This window comes from Flavobacterium sp. LC2016-01 (assembly GCF_009711135.1).
Classification (GTDB): Bacteria; Bacteroidota; Bacteroidia; order Flavobacteriales; family Flavobacteriaceae; genus Flavobacterium.
On record NZ_WMIC01000001.1, the window covers coordinates 592,350 to 606,497 of the forward strand.

The 14,148-nt window shown below is 33.1% G+C and carries 16 protein-coding genes; 3 read left to right on the plus strand and 13 right to left on the minus strand.

What is annotated here, in order from left to right; genetic code table 11:
- Positions 1 to 169 precede the first annotated feature (169 nt).
- Positions 170 to 2,041: an alpha-amylase family glycosyl hydrolase gene (locus GKZ88_RS02620; protein WP_155101196.1), complete on the plus strand. Its 1,872-nt coding sequence runs from the start codon at positions 170 to 172 to the stop codon at positions 2,039 to 2,041.
- 70 nt (positions 2,042 to 2,111) lie between these two features.
- Here GKZ88_RS02620 and GKZ88_RS02625 read toward each other — a convergent pair whose 3' ends face one another.
- From GKZ88_RS02625 to rsfS, 8 genes are all read right to left on the minus strand, one after another.
- Positions 2,112 to 3,170: a glycoside hydrolase family 130 protein gene (locus GKZ88_RS02625; RefSeq protein ID WP_155100842.1), complete on the minus strand. Its 1,059-nt coding sequence runs from the start codon at positions 3,168 to 3,170 to the stop codon at positions 2,112 to 2,114.
- A 67-nt stretch (positions 3,171 to 3,237) separates the two neighbouring features.
- On the minus strand, positions 3,238 to 4,020 hold the full coding sequence (locus GKZ88_RS02630) for a superoxide dismutase (RefSeq protein WP_155100843.1): 783 nt from the start codon (positions 4,018 to 4,020) through the stop codon (positions 3,238 to 3,240).
- Positions 4,021 to 4,028: 8 nt separating this feature from the next.
- On the minus strand, positions 4,029 to 4,298 hold the full coding sequence (locus GKZ88_RS02635) for an acyl-CoA-binding protein (protein ID WP_155100844.1): 270 nt from the start codon (positions 4,296 to 4,298) through the stop codon (positions 4,029 to 4,031).
- Positions 4,299 to 4,952: a phosphatidylserine decarboxylase family protein gene (locus tag GKZ88_RS02640; RefSeq protein WP_155100845.1), complete on the minus strand. Its 654-nt coding sequence runs from the start codon at positions 4,950 to 4,952 to the stop codon at positions 4,299 to 4,301.
- The gene (locus GKZ88_RS02645; RefSeq protein WP_155100846.1) at positions 4,942 to 5,832 is read right to left on the minus strand and encodes a phosphatidate cytidylyltransferase; all 891 of its coding nucleotides are present in this window, start codon (positions 5,830 to 5,832) and stop codon (positions 4,942 to 4,944) included. Before GKZ88_RS02645 ends, GKZ88_RS02640 begins: the two co-directional genes overlap by 11 nt.
- 1 nt (position 5,833) lies before the next feature.
- Positions 5,834 to 6,439: a lactate utilization protein B/C gene (locus GKZ88_RS02650; protein ID WP_155100847.1), complete on the minus strand. Its 606-nt coding sequence runs from the start codon at positions 6,437 to 6,439 to the stop codon at positions 5,834 to 5,836.
- Between the two features lie 114 nt (positions 6,440 to 6,553).
- Positions 6,554 to 8,479, minus strand: a complete 1,926-nt coding sequence (gene ftsH / locus GKZ88_RS02655) for an ATP-dependent zinc metalloprotease FtsH (protein WP_155100848.1) — start codon at positions 8,477 to 8,479, stop codon at positions 6,554 to 6,556.
- 15 nt (positions 8,480 to 8,494) lie between these two features.
- Entirely contained in the window at positions 8,495 to 8,866 is a 372-nt protein-coding gene (gene rsfS, locus GKZ88_RS02660; protein ID WP_007809313.1) for a ribosome silencing factor, read from the minus strand.
- A gap of 93 nt (positions 8,867 to 8,959) precedes the next feature.
- Between rsfS and GKZ88_RS02665 the strand changes: the two genes are divergently transcribed.
- A complete protein-coding gene (locus tag GKZ88_RS02665; RefSeq protein WP_155100849.1) occupies positions 8,960 to 9,700 on the plus strand; it encodes a biotin--[acetyl-CoA-carboxylase] ligase in 741 nt (246 codons plus the stop codon).
- Positions 9,701 to 9,742: 42 nt separating this feature from the next.
- Here the strand turns inward: GKZ88_RS02665 and GKZ88_RS02670 are convergent, their stop codons facing one another.
- The 3 genes from GKZ88_RS02670 to pyrE form a co-directional block, all read right to left on the minus strand.
- The gene (locus GKZ88_RS02670) at positions 9,743 to 10,402 is read right to left on the minus strand and encodes a hypothetical protein (protein ID WP_155100850.1); all 660 of its coding nucleotides are present in this window, start codon (positions 10,400 to 10,402) and stop codon (positions 9,743 to 9,745) included.
- A 236-nt stretch (positions 10,403 to 10,638) separates the two neighbouring features.
- Complete coding sequence (locus GKZ88_RS02675; protein WP_155100851.1) at positions 10,639 to 11,031, minus strand: SRPBCC family protein; 393 nt, start codon at positions 11,029 to 11,031, stop codon at positions 10,639 to 10,641.
- Positions 11,032 to 11,166: 135 nt separating this feature from the next.
- Positions 11,167 to 11,811, minus strand: coding sequence for an orotate phosphoribosyltransferase (gene pyrE / locus GKZ88_RS02680; protein WP_155100852.1), 645 nt, complete (start codon positions 11,809 to 11,811; stop codon positions 11,167 to 11,169).
- Positions 11,812 to 11,818: 7 nt separating this feature from the next.
- On the opposite strand from pyrE, the gene GKZ88_RS02685 reads away from it, so the two are divergent.
- Positions 11,819 to 12,421: an NUDIX domain-containing protein gene (locus GKZ88_RS02685; protein WP_155100853.1), complete on the plus strand. Its 603-nt coding sequence runs from the start codon at positions 11,819 to 11,821 to the stop codon at positions 12,419 to 12,421.
- Between the two features lie 49 nt (positions 12,422 to 12,470).
- On the opposite strand, the gene GKZ88_RS02690 is transcribed toward GKZ88_RS02685, so the two are convergent.
- On the minus strand, positions 12,471 to 13,388 hold the full coding sequence (locus GKZ88_RS02690; RefSeq protein ID WP_155100854.1) for a hypothetical protein: 918 nt from the start codon (positions 13,386 to 13,388) through the stop codon (positions 12,471 to 12,473).
- Between the two features lie 232 nt (positions 13,389 to 13,620).
- Positions 13,621 to 14,124 carry a hypothetical protein gene (locus GKZ88_RS02695; RefSeq protein WP_155100855.1) on the minus strand — a complete coding sequence of 168 codons (504 nt, stop codon included), beginning with the start codon at positions 14,122 to 14,124 and terminating at the stop codon, positions 13,621 to 13,623.
- Between the last annotated feature and the right edge of the window lie 24 nt (positions 14,125 to 14,148).

Below are 14,148 nucleotides of genomic sequence, written 5' to 3' on the forward strand. Positions count from 1 at the left end.
ATTAACAAAAGATCTTACTCTCACGTTGTAGTTCACTATTTTGAACCGAATTTAGAATAATTTAAAATCAGTTTTATTCCTGTTCTAAAAATTAAACTAAATTTAGGAAATGGTTTTGGAAGCCAATTTTAATTCTGAAATCTCAAAAAAGAAAGATTATATAGTGAATATGATAAATAAACGATTTTTTGCTGCGGGAATAGCAGTAAGTATGCTTTTTTCGGCATGTAAAACAAAAGATATAAAAATGAGTACGGCTAAAGAAGAAAATTCTGCAACGAAGAAAGTTGTAGTTTATCAAGTTTTTACACGATTGTTTGGAAACAAAAACACGACAAACAAACCTTGGGGTACAATAGAGGAAAATGGCGTTGGAAAGTTTAATGATTTTACAGACAAAGCGCTTCATGAAATTAAAGATTTAGGTGTTACTTACATTTGGTACACAGGTGTTCCTCATCATGCACTGGTTCACGATTACACGGCAATTGGAATTTCAAATGATGATCCAGAAGTTGTAAAAGGACGTGCAGGTTCGCCTTATGCCGTCAAAGATTATTATAATGTAAATCCTGATTTGGCAGAGAATCCCGCAAACAGACTGCAGGAATTTGAGGCACTGATTGAACGTACACACAAAGCAGGCTTAAAACTGATTATTGATATTGTGCCAAATCATATTGCCAGAAAATATGAAGGAAAAAACAATCCTCAAGGTGTAAGTGATTTTGGTGCCAATGACGATGTAAATGTTGAATATAAACGAGATAACAACTTTTACTATATACCAAATACTTCTTTTGAAATTCCGGATGGCGACATTCCTTTAAATGGAGAAAAAAATCCTCTTGTTGATGGAAAATTTCCCGAAAATCCAGCAAAGTGGACAGGGAATGGCTCACGAAAAGCAAAACCAGATCAAAACGACTGGTATGAAACAGTAAAAGTCAATTACGGAATTCGTCCAGATGGTTCAAAAGATTTTCCAGAACTTCCTGCAGGATTTGATCAGAAATCTTATAAAGAGCATTTTGCTTTTTGGCAAGATAAAGACGTTCCAGATTCTTGGAAAAAATTTAAATCTATTGCATTGTATTGGACAGCAAAAGGTGTGGATGGTTTTCGTTATGATATGGCAGAAATGGTTCCATATGAATTTTGGAGTTATATGAATTCGGCAATTAAAATGAAGAATCCAGATGCATTTTTATTAGCCGAAGTTTATAATCCAAATGAATATCGTAATTATATTCGCTTAGGAAAAATGGATTATTTATATGATAAAGTAGAAACTTACGATAAACTGAAAGATGTTATTAGAGGGAAATCTTCACCAGATGGTTTGTCTGACATTCAAAAAGGAATGACAGATATTGAGCATCATATGCTTCATTTTTTAGACAATCATGACGAACAGCGCTTAGCAAGTCCTGAATTTGCAGGAACTCCAGAACGCGGAAAACCTTTAATGGTCGTTTCGACAACAATAAGCACTTCGCCTACAATGATTTATTTTGGACAGGAAGTAGGAGAGGCAGGAAACGACGATGCTGGTTTTGGAAAACGCTCCAGAACATCAATTTTTGATTATATCGGAGTTCCAAATCATCAAAGATGGATGAATGATGGAAAATTTGATGGCGGGAAATTATCTGATTCAGAGAAAAATTTACGCGATTTCTACAAACAATTATTGAATTTTTCAATTAATAGTTCAGCTTTAATGGGAAGTTTTCAGGAAATTCAGTCAGCAAACCGTCAGAATAATGCGGGATACGATGAATTAATTTATTCTTATGTTCGCTGGTCTGAAAAACAAAAATTGATTGTTATAGCCAATTTTTCTTCTGATAAAACAAGCGAATTCGAATTAAAAGTTCCAGCGGATGTCATTTCAAAATGGAAACTGAAAGACGGTTCTTATGTGCTTTTAGATAAATTATATTCTGAGAGTAAAACCTATTTTACGGTTAAGAATGGTGAAGGTACAGCAAGAGTTAAAATAAAGCCTTCGGAATCCTTTATTTATGAAGTGAACTGATAGAAATAAGAAGACTTAAATGCAAAAAAAACTTGTTTAGAATAATCAATTCTAGGCAAGTTTTTGTTTTTTAGATGTCTATTAAAAGTGATAAAATTTCTTTTATTGAAAATTGAGCACCGCATACAAATTCATCAGAAGCGCCATAATAAATGGTTAGAGTGTCTCCGTCGGGTTCAATTATATGACCATTTGTAAAAACGACATTCCCGAAAAAACCACTCAATTCATAGTCTGTTGTTGGGAACATAATTGGATCTTCAGTTCTTGAAATTACTTTTGAAGGATCATTCAAATCCATCAAAAAAGCGCCTAAACAATATTGATGCTGTTCATTTGCGCCATGATAAATTTCCAGCCAGCCTTTTTCTGTTTTTATAGGCGCAGCGCCGGCACCAACTCTTTTGCTGTCCCAAAGATTTTTTCTGGTTTTAACGATACATTTATGATTTCCCCAATGAATGCCGTCTGGTGAAGAAGCGATCCAAATATAATTTCCACCGATATCAACACTGCTCGGGCGGTGCAATGCATAAAATAATCCGTTTATTTTTTCTTCAAAAAGAGCACAATCTTTATTATGAGGAGGTAAAATCATTCCGTGTTTTTGAAAAACTTTCCAATCGGTTGTTGTGCGTAATCCAACGCCAACGCCATTGTTTGATACAGAAGTAAATGTCAGGTAATATTTTCCTTCGATGAAAGAAACACGGCAATCCTCGATTCCAAATGTTTCCAAAATTCCTTCACCCACAAGATGCGGATAATTTTCAGGTTCATAAAAATGACGTCCGTCTTCACTGCATAACAGCCTTATGTGTGATAATGTTGTTAAATAATCTGCTCCTTGATAATTGATAACTCTTGCGTCAGTTGCAATCAATTCCGGGTGATCTATTGAAATTTCAATAATTTCAATAGTGCCAAACTCTGTTAAAATTGGAAATGAAATAATGCTTTCAATCTGTTTTGGCCTTTCGGCAACTCGCACTGCCAGCCATATTTTATTTTGAAATTGAAAAACTCCTGGATTGAGAAGACAAGTGATTTCTAGTCCGTCAAGGCTTGCTGGAATATCTGAAGGTGATAACAGCGGATTTTCTATAAAACGATGGGCAATATCTTTCATGTCTTTAAAATCAGAACATTAAGATACAAAAAAAGCTGATACTTATTTTGTATCAGCTTTTTTTAAATTATACTTTTTTGACTTTCTTTAAAGCCTCTTTATAATATTCGTTTGCTTTTTCCCAATTTATATGTTTGTAAAAAGCATCAACATAACTTCCTTTTCGGTTTTGATAATCAAGATAATAGGCATGTTCCCATAAATCAATTGCTAAAATTGGAGTTCCCGGAATCAAAGCATTTTTCATTAAAGGATTATCTTGATTGTCTGTTGTTGTAATCTGCAGTTTACCATATCGGTCTACAACAAGCCAAACCCATCCAGAACCAAATTGTTTTTCCGCCTGTGCTTTAAATTGATTTGTCAAGTTGTTAAAAGATCCAAATTCCTTGTTGATAGAACTGGCAAGTGTATCTTTTGGTGTTTGTTCTTTTGGTGTCAGGAGATTAAAATACATGGTGTGATTATAATATCCTCCAGCATTTTGACGAAGTTTAGCATTGCTGAGATCCATTTTCTTTAAAATATCCTCCAACGGCATATTTTCGTACTCAGTTGAAACAATCTCTTTGTTTAGATTATTCGTATAAGTAACATAATGCTTAGAATAATGTGTTTCAAGAGTAAGAGAACGAATATCTGGCGCTAAACCATCATAACCGAAAGGCAGTTTGGTAAGTTCAAATGAACCAGGTGCAATCGTAACTTGATCAGGAGATCCAATAGTGATTTTTTCTTCTTTCGTCGGCAAAGGCACTTCCACAACTTCAGTAAGTTTATTACTGTCATTACAAGAAAATAATACGAAAAATGAAGCTATAATGCCAAAACGAGTAATGTTTTTCTTCATAATGTAATTTATTTCGATGTTAGTGAATTGATGATCTCGATATAACTTTCTTTTGCTTCTTCAATTGAAATATGGCTGATCTGCATCCATGCATTTGTTTTGAAGGCATCTCTTAAATCAAAATTCTGCGATTGATTATAGACTGCTGTACCAAAAGTTGCTTGCTTGTAATAGGCATAAAGTCGTAACTGCACATCTTGAGGCAGTGAGGCCTGTGTCATTTTTAAAGCATTTTCAACAGCCTCTGCGAACCGTGTATCTAAATCTTTTTCAGCCATTTAAGCTTTTGTAGCTATAATTGTTTTTCCGCCAATTGCTTTTTGGCCTAAAACCACATCAATTGGAGTACCTAAAGGTAAAAATAAATCTACTCTCGAACCAAATTTAATGAAACCGGCATCAGTTCCTTGAACAACCTGCATTCCTTCTTTAGCGTAATTTACAATTCTTCGTGCCAAAGCTCCAGCAATTTGTCTGTAAAGAACTGCTCCAAAAGTATCATTTTCGATTACCACTGTAGTTCTTTCGTTTTCTTCACTTGCTTTTGGGTGCCACGCTACCAAAAATTTCCCAGGATGATATTTGCTGAATTTTATTACTCCGTCCATAGCGTAACGCGTTACGTGAACGTTTATTGGCGACATGAAGATAGAAACTTGTAAACGTTTATCTTTAAAAAATTCACCTTCATAAACTTCTTCAATAACCACAACTTTTCCGTCAACTGGAGCAAGTATGTGATCGCTGTTGCGAATTGCAATTCTTTTTGGGTTTCTGAAAAACTGCAAAATAATAATCAAAACTACTACGCCAGCAATTTGAACAAGCATTCTCAGCCAGGCAATATCAATAAATTTTTCAGCAATAAGCAGTACAGCAACAGCAAAAATAGTACCTAGTAAAATGGATGGTCCTCCTTCTTTATGAAACATAATATAAAATTTGATAAAATAAAAATATAATTGGTGATACAAATATAACACTATCTAAGCGATCTAGAATGCCTCCATGTCCTGGCATAATTGAACCACTGTCTTTTACGCCAGCAATTCGTTTAAATTTGGATTCTATTAAGTCTCCAATTGTACCAAAAATGCTTACAATTATAGCAATTATGGTCCAGATTAAAATGGATTTATTGCTAAACTCAGGAGTTGGCTGAATGTATAATTTTGATATTAAGAAACCGGCAAATGCGGCAAATACAGCACCGCCTAAAAAACCTTCGATTGTTTTTTTAGGTGAAACACGTTCGAATAATTTATGTTTTCCTATAGATTTTCCGACCAAATAGGCAAAAGTATCATTGGTCCATATTAAAATGAATAATCCAAGAATGATTTTCGGATTATAATCATTAGCACCAAAAGAAATTTTTACAATAAAAACAAAAGGCAAAGTAATGTATCCTAATAAGTACAAATATTTAGAAGAAGTACTTATTTTTTGTACCGAATCATAAAATAAGAATAGAATACATTTTATGGATATAACTAGCGTAACGGCAAGAAGTATTAAATCTAATTGCTTGATATTGATGGTTAAATCAAGATTTGAGCTCAATGCGCTATTTAAATAATCAGTAGTTTGTTTGTTATAATGACTGATCAGTATAATTACAGAAAATAGAAGTGTTCCAAATAAAATAGAAAATATTTTATTCAGGCTTACTAGATTGGAAAATTCGTAAATTGTAATAATTAAGAAAATACCAAAAAGAACAATAAAGCTTTCAGTTGAAAACAGAATAGAGGTAAGCAGTAAAGCGATATAAACAGCACCAGAAATGGTTCTCTTCAGTGTTTCGTTCATCTTAAAGATCTTCTAAAAGCAATAAATAAAGATTTTTTGCAACACTTCCGTATTGAGTAAAATCTTCCTCTTTTGCCTTTTCGAAATATTTTATAGTGGTAATGTTGGTAGGATAGTCTCTTTCGTATTTGCGTTTAATTGCGCTTAAGCCGTCGCTTTTCATTGGCAGAATTTGGCTTGTAGTGGCAATTATGACAATGTTTGCAGGAAGTTCGTTAGGTTTGTCTTGTCTGATTTGTTTAGAGGAAAACAAAATTGAACCTTCATCGGCAATTAAATTTTCACATGAAGCCAATAAAAATTTAGGATTTCTAGGTGAAATATGAGGCAGTTTATTTTCTTCTAATAAATGAAAAAGACCTGGTTCGTAACATAAAACTTCATTTTCAAACCAATCATTTTCTTCTAAAATATTTTCAAATTGTTCAGCAACTTCTTGTGTGTTTTCACAATACAAAAATTTACCGCCATTTTTTTTGAAATTAAAAATGAATTGTTCGTCTATAGATAAATGACTGTTCTGAATAGGATTTCCTCCATATTCGCTTTCACTTTCTTCATCCGAAGCGGCATCACTGGAACCAAATATTTTTTTGAAAAAATTCATTTTTATATGAAATACTTTACATGTTAATTGAAAACGTTCAAAGATAAAAAAATCTTAATTCAAAAGGCTATTTTGAATTAAGATTTTAAAAAATATTACATATTTCTGAATTATTTACGAAACCACTTCTTCCAGATTTTTGTCAAAAGTACGTTTTCCGAAAATAGTTTCTAAGTCATCTTTAAAAATAACTTCTTTCTCTATTAAGATATCAGCAAGCTGATTTAACTTGTCTTTATTTTCTTCAAGAATTTGAATAGCTCTTTGGTATTGTCCTTCAATTAATTCTGAAATTTCAGCATCAATAATTTTTGCTGTTTCGTCAGAATATGGTTTAGAGAAGTTGTATTCGCTTTGTCCGCTTGAATCATAATAAGTAACATTCCCGATTTTATCGTTCAAACCGTAAATCGTTACCATTGCACGAGCTTGGCGTGTTACTTTTTCTAAATCACTTAATGCACCAGTTGAAATTCTGTCAAAAGTTACTTTTTCAGCCGCTCTTCCGCCCATAGTAGCACACATTTCGTCTAACATTTGATCTGTTCTAACGATTTGTCTTTCTTCTGGAAGGTACCAAGCAGCTCCTAAACTTTGTCCGCGAGGAACAATAGTTACTTTAATAAGCGGTGCAGCATGCTCTAACATCCAGCTTACAGTTGCGTGACCAGCTTCGTGAATCGCGATTGCTCTTTTTTCTTCTGGAGTAATGATTTTATTTTTCTTCTCAAGACCACCAATGATTCTGTCAACTGCGTCAAGAAAATCTTGTCTGTCAACAGCAGTTTTATTGTTACGAGCAGCAATTAATGCAGCTTCGTTACAAACATTAGCAATATCAGCACCAGAGAAACCTGGAGTTTGTTTTGCTAAGAAGTCTAAATCAAGACCTTCAATTTTTTTGATAGGAGCCAAGTGAACTTTAAAGATTTCAGCTCTTTCGCGAATGTCTGGTAAGTCAACAAAAATTTGTCTGTCAAAACGTCCAGCACGCATTAAAGCTTTATCAAGAACATCAGCTCTGTTTGTTGCAGCTAAAACAATTACGTTTGAGTTTGTACCAAAACCATCCATTTCTGTCAGTAATTGGTTCAGAGTATTTTCTCTTTCGTCGTTTCCGCCAGACATATTGCTTTTTCCTCTAGCTCTACCTACAGCATCAATTTCATCAATGAAAATGATAGCAGGAGATTTTTCTTTTGCCTGTTTGAATAAATCACGTACACGTGACGCACCAACACCAACAAACATTTCAACGAAATCAGAACCTGACAATGAGAAGAAAGGTACTTGAGCTTCGCCGGCAACAGCTTTTGCAAGCAAAGTTTTACCAGTTCCCGGAGGACCTACAAGTAAAGCTCCTTTTGGAATTTTACCTCCTAAGTTGGTATATTTTTCAGGGTTTTTAAGGAATTCAACAATTTCTTGAATTTCTTCTTTAGCACCTTCTAGACCTGCAACATCTTTAAATGTTGTTTTGATATCTGTTTTTTCATCAAAAAGCTTAGCTTTTGATTTTCCAATATTAAAAATCTGTCCGCCTCCGCCAGCGCCTCCGCCAGACATTTTACGCATAATGAAAATCCATACACCAATAATAATGATGATTGGAAGCAAGCTGATTAAAATATCGCTCCAATTGTTTTTTTGAAGAAAATTGAAATCTTTTAGTTTTCCTTCGCCAACTGCTTTTTCAAGTTTAGTCTGGAAAATTTGATCGTTACCAATTTCTAAAGTATAATGTGGTCCTTTGTTAGGATTTTTGAAAATATCTTTAGAAACTTTCTCGTTTGCTTTATCTTTAAGAGCTGCAGCAGTCAAGTAAACTTCGGCTTCAGCTTTATTATAAACGATTACTTTTTCAATTTGACCTTTTTCTAATAACGTATTGAATTTAGAAGAAGTCAATTGAGCAGGTTCGCTTAAGTTAGATCCTCCGGTTGCAAAACTTATAAATAAAAAAACTAAAAGTATTGCGGTATATATTAACCAAGGACTTATTTTAAATTTATTCGGATTTGGATTATTATCTTTAGCCATTAGAAAAATTTTTCTTTAGTATTTGTTTTCGATTGTAGTTATTTTGGCGTCACCCCAAAGGCTTTCGATATTATAGTATTCACGTATGTGTTTTTGGAAAACATGTACCACGATATGCACATAATCCATCAGAACCCATTCTGCGTTGTCGGTTCCTTCTACGTGCCAAGGTTTATCTTTTAAGTCTTTAGATACTGTTTTTTGAATAGAGTTTACGATGGCGTTAACTTGGGTATTTGAAGATCCATTGCAAATGACAAAGTAGTCACATACAGCCGTATCTATTTCTCTTAAGTCAAGAATATCGATATCATTTCCTTTTACTTCTTCAATCCCTTTGATTATGTTCGCCAGCAGAACATCATTATTAATAGTCTTTTTCGCCATGAATTATTTTTATGAATTTGTAAAGTTACCAAATTTTGTGATTATTTTTGAACCTTAACAAAATATTAAATTAAGTTAATTTAAATTACTTAGATGAAGCTAATCAAACTCGATGCCATAGATTCTACAAATGACTTTCTTAAAGCGTTATCAAGCCAGGATGAACTTGATAATTTTACTGTGGTAACGGCTGAAAATCAGACAAAAGGAAAGGGGCAAATGGGCTCAAAGTGGCAGTCAGAATCAGGTAAAAACTTAATTATGAGTGCCTTGGTAAAGGATTTTATCTATAGTAATGAAGAGGTTTTTAATTTAAGCTTAATAGTTTCATTGAGTGTAATTGAAGTTTTAAAATCGTTAAATATTCCTGATTTAAGTATAAAATGGCCAAACGACATTATGTCATACAATAAAAAAATTGGTGGCATACTAATCGAAAATACCATCAAAAGTGATGGCAGAATCGTGTCAGTAGTCGGATTAGGACTTAATGTCAATCAGACTAATTTTGATGAATTGCCAAATGCTTCTTCATTGGCAGTCATTTTAGGGAGTTCTCTTGATAAAAATCTTTTGCCAGAATTAATCATAGAGAAAATACAGCAGAAAATCGAATCTTGGGAATCAAATTCTTCATTTTTTTGGGAAGAATATTTTAATACTTTGTTCCGAAAAGGTGTTCCAATGCCTTTTAAAAATCTTGATCCTAATTCGTCTGGACAAAATTTTATGGGAATTATTCAAGGCGTTTCTTCAATTGGAAAATTGCAGGTTTTGCTTGAAGATGATTCGGTTTCAGAGTTTGATATTAAAGAAGTTCAGATGCTTTATTGATAAGATTCTGAGATACTGAGTTGCTAAGATTCTGAGTTTTTCTTAACTCGGATTAATTATTGTTTTTGCTTTTGGCTCTATTTTTTTGTTCCGATAAATGATATAAAAAGTACCTAAAATTGATGGAGCAATCCAAGCAATTAAACTGCCAATTCCCAATCCGGCTACTATGTAGGCTGTAATTGAAGCTATTAAAGCGCCAACCATTTTTCCAATGTGTTTTGACAGCCAGTTTCTATTGGTTTCTGAAAAGTTTCTGTAGAAAATAAAATCTTTAACGGTCATAAAAAGTCCAAATCCGCCAAAAAAAGTAAATAATATTCCGTTTGCAATGTTGTTTAACTGGCAGTACAAGCCAATTGAAATCATAACGGCAGAAAAGAACAGCATAGTTCCTGAAATTATTTTATCTAATAAGTCGGCTTTAGGTTTAGTTTTAAAACCTAAAGCTCTGTTTCCAGAAATAACAAGGTAAATAGTAAATAAGCCAATTAAGAACAGGAAAATATTTTGATGTTTTGGCATCCAGCAAATTGGCAGAGAAATTAGAGAACTGGTTATCATTCCGATAGAGAATAATTTCCCCATTCTTTTATGAAGTTTTCCGCCTTTTTTAACGACAATACTTCCAATTCCTGTAATTAGCCCAATTCCGCCAAAGAAAGCGTGAATGTAAATTAAAATCTTAATAGCTGGTTCCATTTTGATATGTTTTAGTTTGATGATTCAAACTTCCATCAATATTTCAATGGAGAATAATTTTTGTTTCTGAACTGTGTTTTTTTCAGGATGAAATGTTTTTTTGGAAGGTTCTAAGTTGCTAAGATTCTAAGGTTCTAAGGTTTTTTGCTTTGCCGTGAAATAAATGGGCATAAAAAAAGTCCAATCGTTTAGATTGGACTTTTCATTTATAATTCACAATTAATAATTCACCATTATTAAAGCTTGTTCATGTTGTTTGCCAGAGTTTCAATAAACTTACTGATTGGTCCTTTGATCATCATTGCCATCATAGCGTTAAATTCACCTTCAAAAAATAACTGAACGGCACTTTCTGAATCAGAAACACTGTCAATATTTGAAGTCAAAGTAAATGGAAGTTTATCACTTGCAGCACCCAGAACGATTTTGTTTGGAGCTACTTTGTCTTTCATTTTTAATTTGATTTCCGGCATACCTTTCAATCCAAAAATAAAAGCATCTTCACCAATTACTTCGAATTTGGCGATATTATCCGGCATTAATTTTTCAAAATTCTTAACATCAGTCAATTGATCAAATAAATCTTGAGCTGATTTCTGAACAGTAACTTTTGGACTTTCTAAGTTCATATTGTTTTTTGTTTTTTAACGCAAAGGGCGCAAGGTTTTTTTCTAAGTTTTATCTTTAAATTGCGCAAAGATCGCAAAGCTGTATTTAATTAGAAATTTCAAAAAAGAGCGGAGCGGTTTTTTAAAATCTAAAATCTATTCCTGTCCCCAAGTTGATGGGCTTATGCTCCATTCTTGCAAGGTAGATTGCTGGTCTTCAGTAATATATTGTTTTTGAACCGCTAAATCCAATAGATTTTCATAGTTGCTCAAAGTATATAAATCAATATTAGCATTTTTGAAATTTTCTTCGGCAACTCCAAAGCCATATGTAAAAATTGCCGCCATACCTTTAATATTTGCACCTTCATTACGCAAAGCTTCAACAGCTAATAAACTGCTGTTTCCAGTACTAATTAAATCTTCGACAACCACAACATTTTGGCCTTTTTGTAAAAAACCTTCCACTTGGTTTTGTCTTCCGTGTTTTTTAGCTTCCGGACGCACATATACAAACGGCAATCCAAGGCTTTCAGCAACCAGAATACCAATTCCAATCGCTCCAGTAGCAACACCGGCAATTACGTCAGGTTTTCCAAATTGTTTTTCAATATTCTTTGCAAACTCATCACGAACATAGTTTCGGATGATCGGAAATGAAAGAATTAACCTATTATCGCAGTAAATAGGAGATTTCCAACCAGAAGCCCATGTAAAAGGATTTTCGGGATTCAATTTAATTGCATTTATTTGCAAAAGCAATTCGGCTGTTTTTTCGGCAGTATCTTTATTAAAAATCATAGTACAAATGTATAAAGTTTTTGTGAACGACAAACCACTTTTTTTGACAAATGAAATCTCGCGCGAAACAGATTTCCAATTGTTCTTGTTAGAAAGTATTGATATCGAACAGCTTATTATAAAAATTTTTCAAAATAAAATTCAAAAAGCTATTCTTTATCATCCTGACGAAAGTGAAATTATGAAAACCTTGAAAGCCAAAATTCCGGTAAATAAAGCCGGCGGAGGTTTTGTGTACAATAAAAAAGGCGAGGTTTTATTTATCTTCAGAAATGGAAAATGGGATCTTCCAAAAGGAGGAATCGAGAAAGGTGAGGACATCGAAGTTACCGCTATGCGCGAAGTTGAAGAAGAAACGGGTGTAAACAAACTGAGAATTACCAATAAGCTTCAAAAAACCTATCATATCTTTAAACGCAACGGAAAATACAAACTTAAAATCACGCATTGGTTTGAAATGCAGTCTGATTTTGAAGGAACACCACACGGACAAATCGAAGAAGGCATCGAAAAAGTAGCTTGGTTAAATCCAGAACAAATCAAAGAAGCGCTTAAAAATTCGTACGAGAATATTAAATTGTTATTTGCAGAAGAAAATCAGTATAAATAAAAAATCGCAATAGTAAATTGCGATTTAAATCCATTTTTGTTGTTGGTTTTTAATCTTTATAAGTAAAAACAAACTCCGTTTTAATGCTTGGTCTTATAGTAGTACTTGTTGTACCACTTTCAATAGTGTTGTTTTCAGTCATTTTTGACATTCTGTTTGAACTGTCAAAAATATAATCTGTTTTTGTTCTATAAGTAACAGTATAATTAGAACTCGCATGAAAAAAAGTAAGGACATCTTCAGAAACTAGGTTTTCAGAAAGATCCAGAAACACAGTGCTGTTAGAATTGTAAAAACTGCATAAAAAGTTATTAAGTTTCCATTCGTTGCCAAAAAGGAGTTTTTTATAACTATCAATATTGGGCAAATTTGTGTATTTATAACTTCTAACATTTCCGGTCAAATTCCCGTTATTATCAAATTCAGCACACTTTTCTAAGTTGCCGTTCACAAAATTATACTTATAATATAAAGCGCCCGAAAACATAGTTTGTTTTTCAAATTGATTGTTTGAATTAAGTGAAATCTCCGAATGTTCCGCCGGATTATTCCCAGAAGATTTTGCCAAAAGTAGTTTACCCGCCAGATAAGTAAAAACAAACTTGTTATTCAAAATTTCATCATTTGCCGGTCCTGAGATTCGCGTAATTTCACTTATTTTTCCGGTAGTATTATACAAGAAAGTGGTTGTAATTAAAATTTCCCCATCAGGATTATAATCAATTATTTTCGAAACCAAATTCTGATTGTTATACGTATAATCACTTATTCTGTCGTCAAAATATTTAATTGTTGTAAGTTTCTCATTTTCAAAAAACAGTTCTTGAGAACTAAGAATTTCAGTATTTTTGGAGTAATCAGTGATCTTGACAGAACTTAAATTAGTTTTAGTTGATGCGTCACCAATTTCTTCATTAGAGCAAGAAACAATTGCAAGTACAGCAAATAATGCGATTAGCTTTTTCATTTTACTTTTTGTTTACGTTATATTTTATAAGTACAAAAAGCTCGAAAAGGTTGCGCTGCGGTTGATGATTAAAATTTGAAATATAAATAGTTGGGCGTGCCACCATCCCGATAAAAGGGCTAACTCAGTTTGTGTGTATACGCCCTTTTATCGGGATGCTGTCGGGCTTTCGCTGCTACTTCGGTAGCTTAGCTCTATCCCTCACGCGGAGCTGCACTTTGCGAATAGTTTTCTATTTTATTGATTTAAATTGAAGAAGCGTATCATCAATTAAATAATCAATCTCCAAAAAGCTATCGCAGATTTTTAAAATTTCTTTTTGATAATTTTCGGAATCCAACTCAATCCAGCCTTCCATTAAAGTCAACGGACCGTGATTTGTGCTGACATTTGGCCATTTTTGGCTGTAATTTTCAAAAAGATTTCTGAATTTTTCGGCAAATTTTCTGCTTTCTATTGCATAACCTTTAAGTTTTCTCAACTTTAGGGCATGAATATTATACATGATTTTTTGTTTCTTGATGCTTGAATCATTAATCCAAACAGAAAAGAAAATCCTTGATTCGGCTGTTAAAGCTTCGTTTGGATTACTTGCCCATGATTTTTTATACAATTTGATAAAAACAGAATCTAGATAAATACCAACAGAAACTTCAATTGATTTTTCATCCAGAAGCTTCTGATCAAGCTGATGAGCTATTTTTTGAAAATTTTCCAGATAAAAAGAAGTATCCATTTTTTTAAATTAATGCTTAAAAAT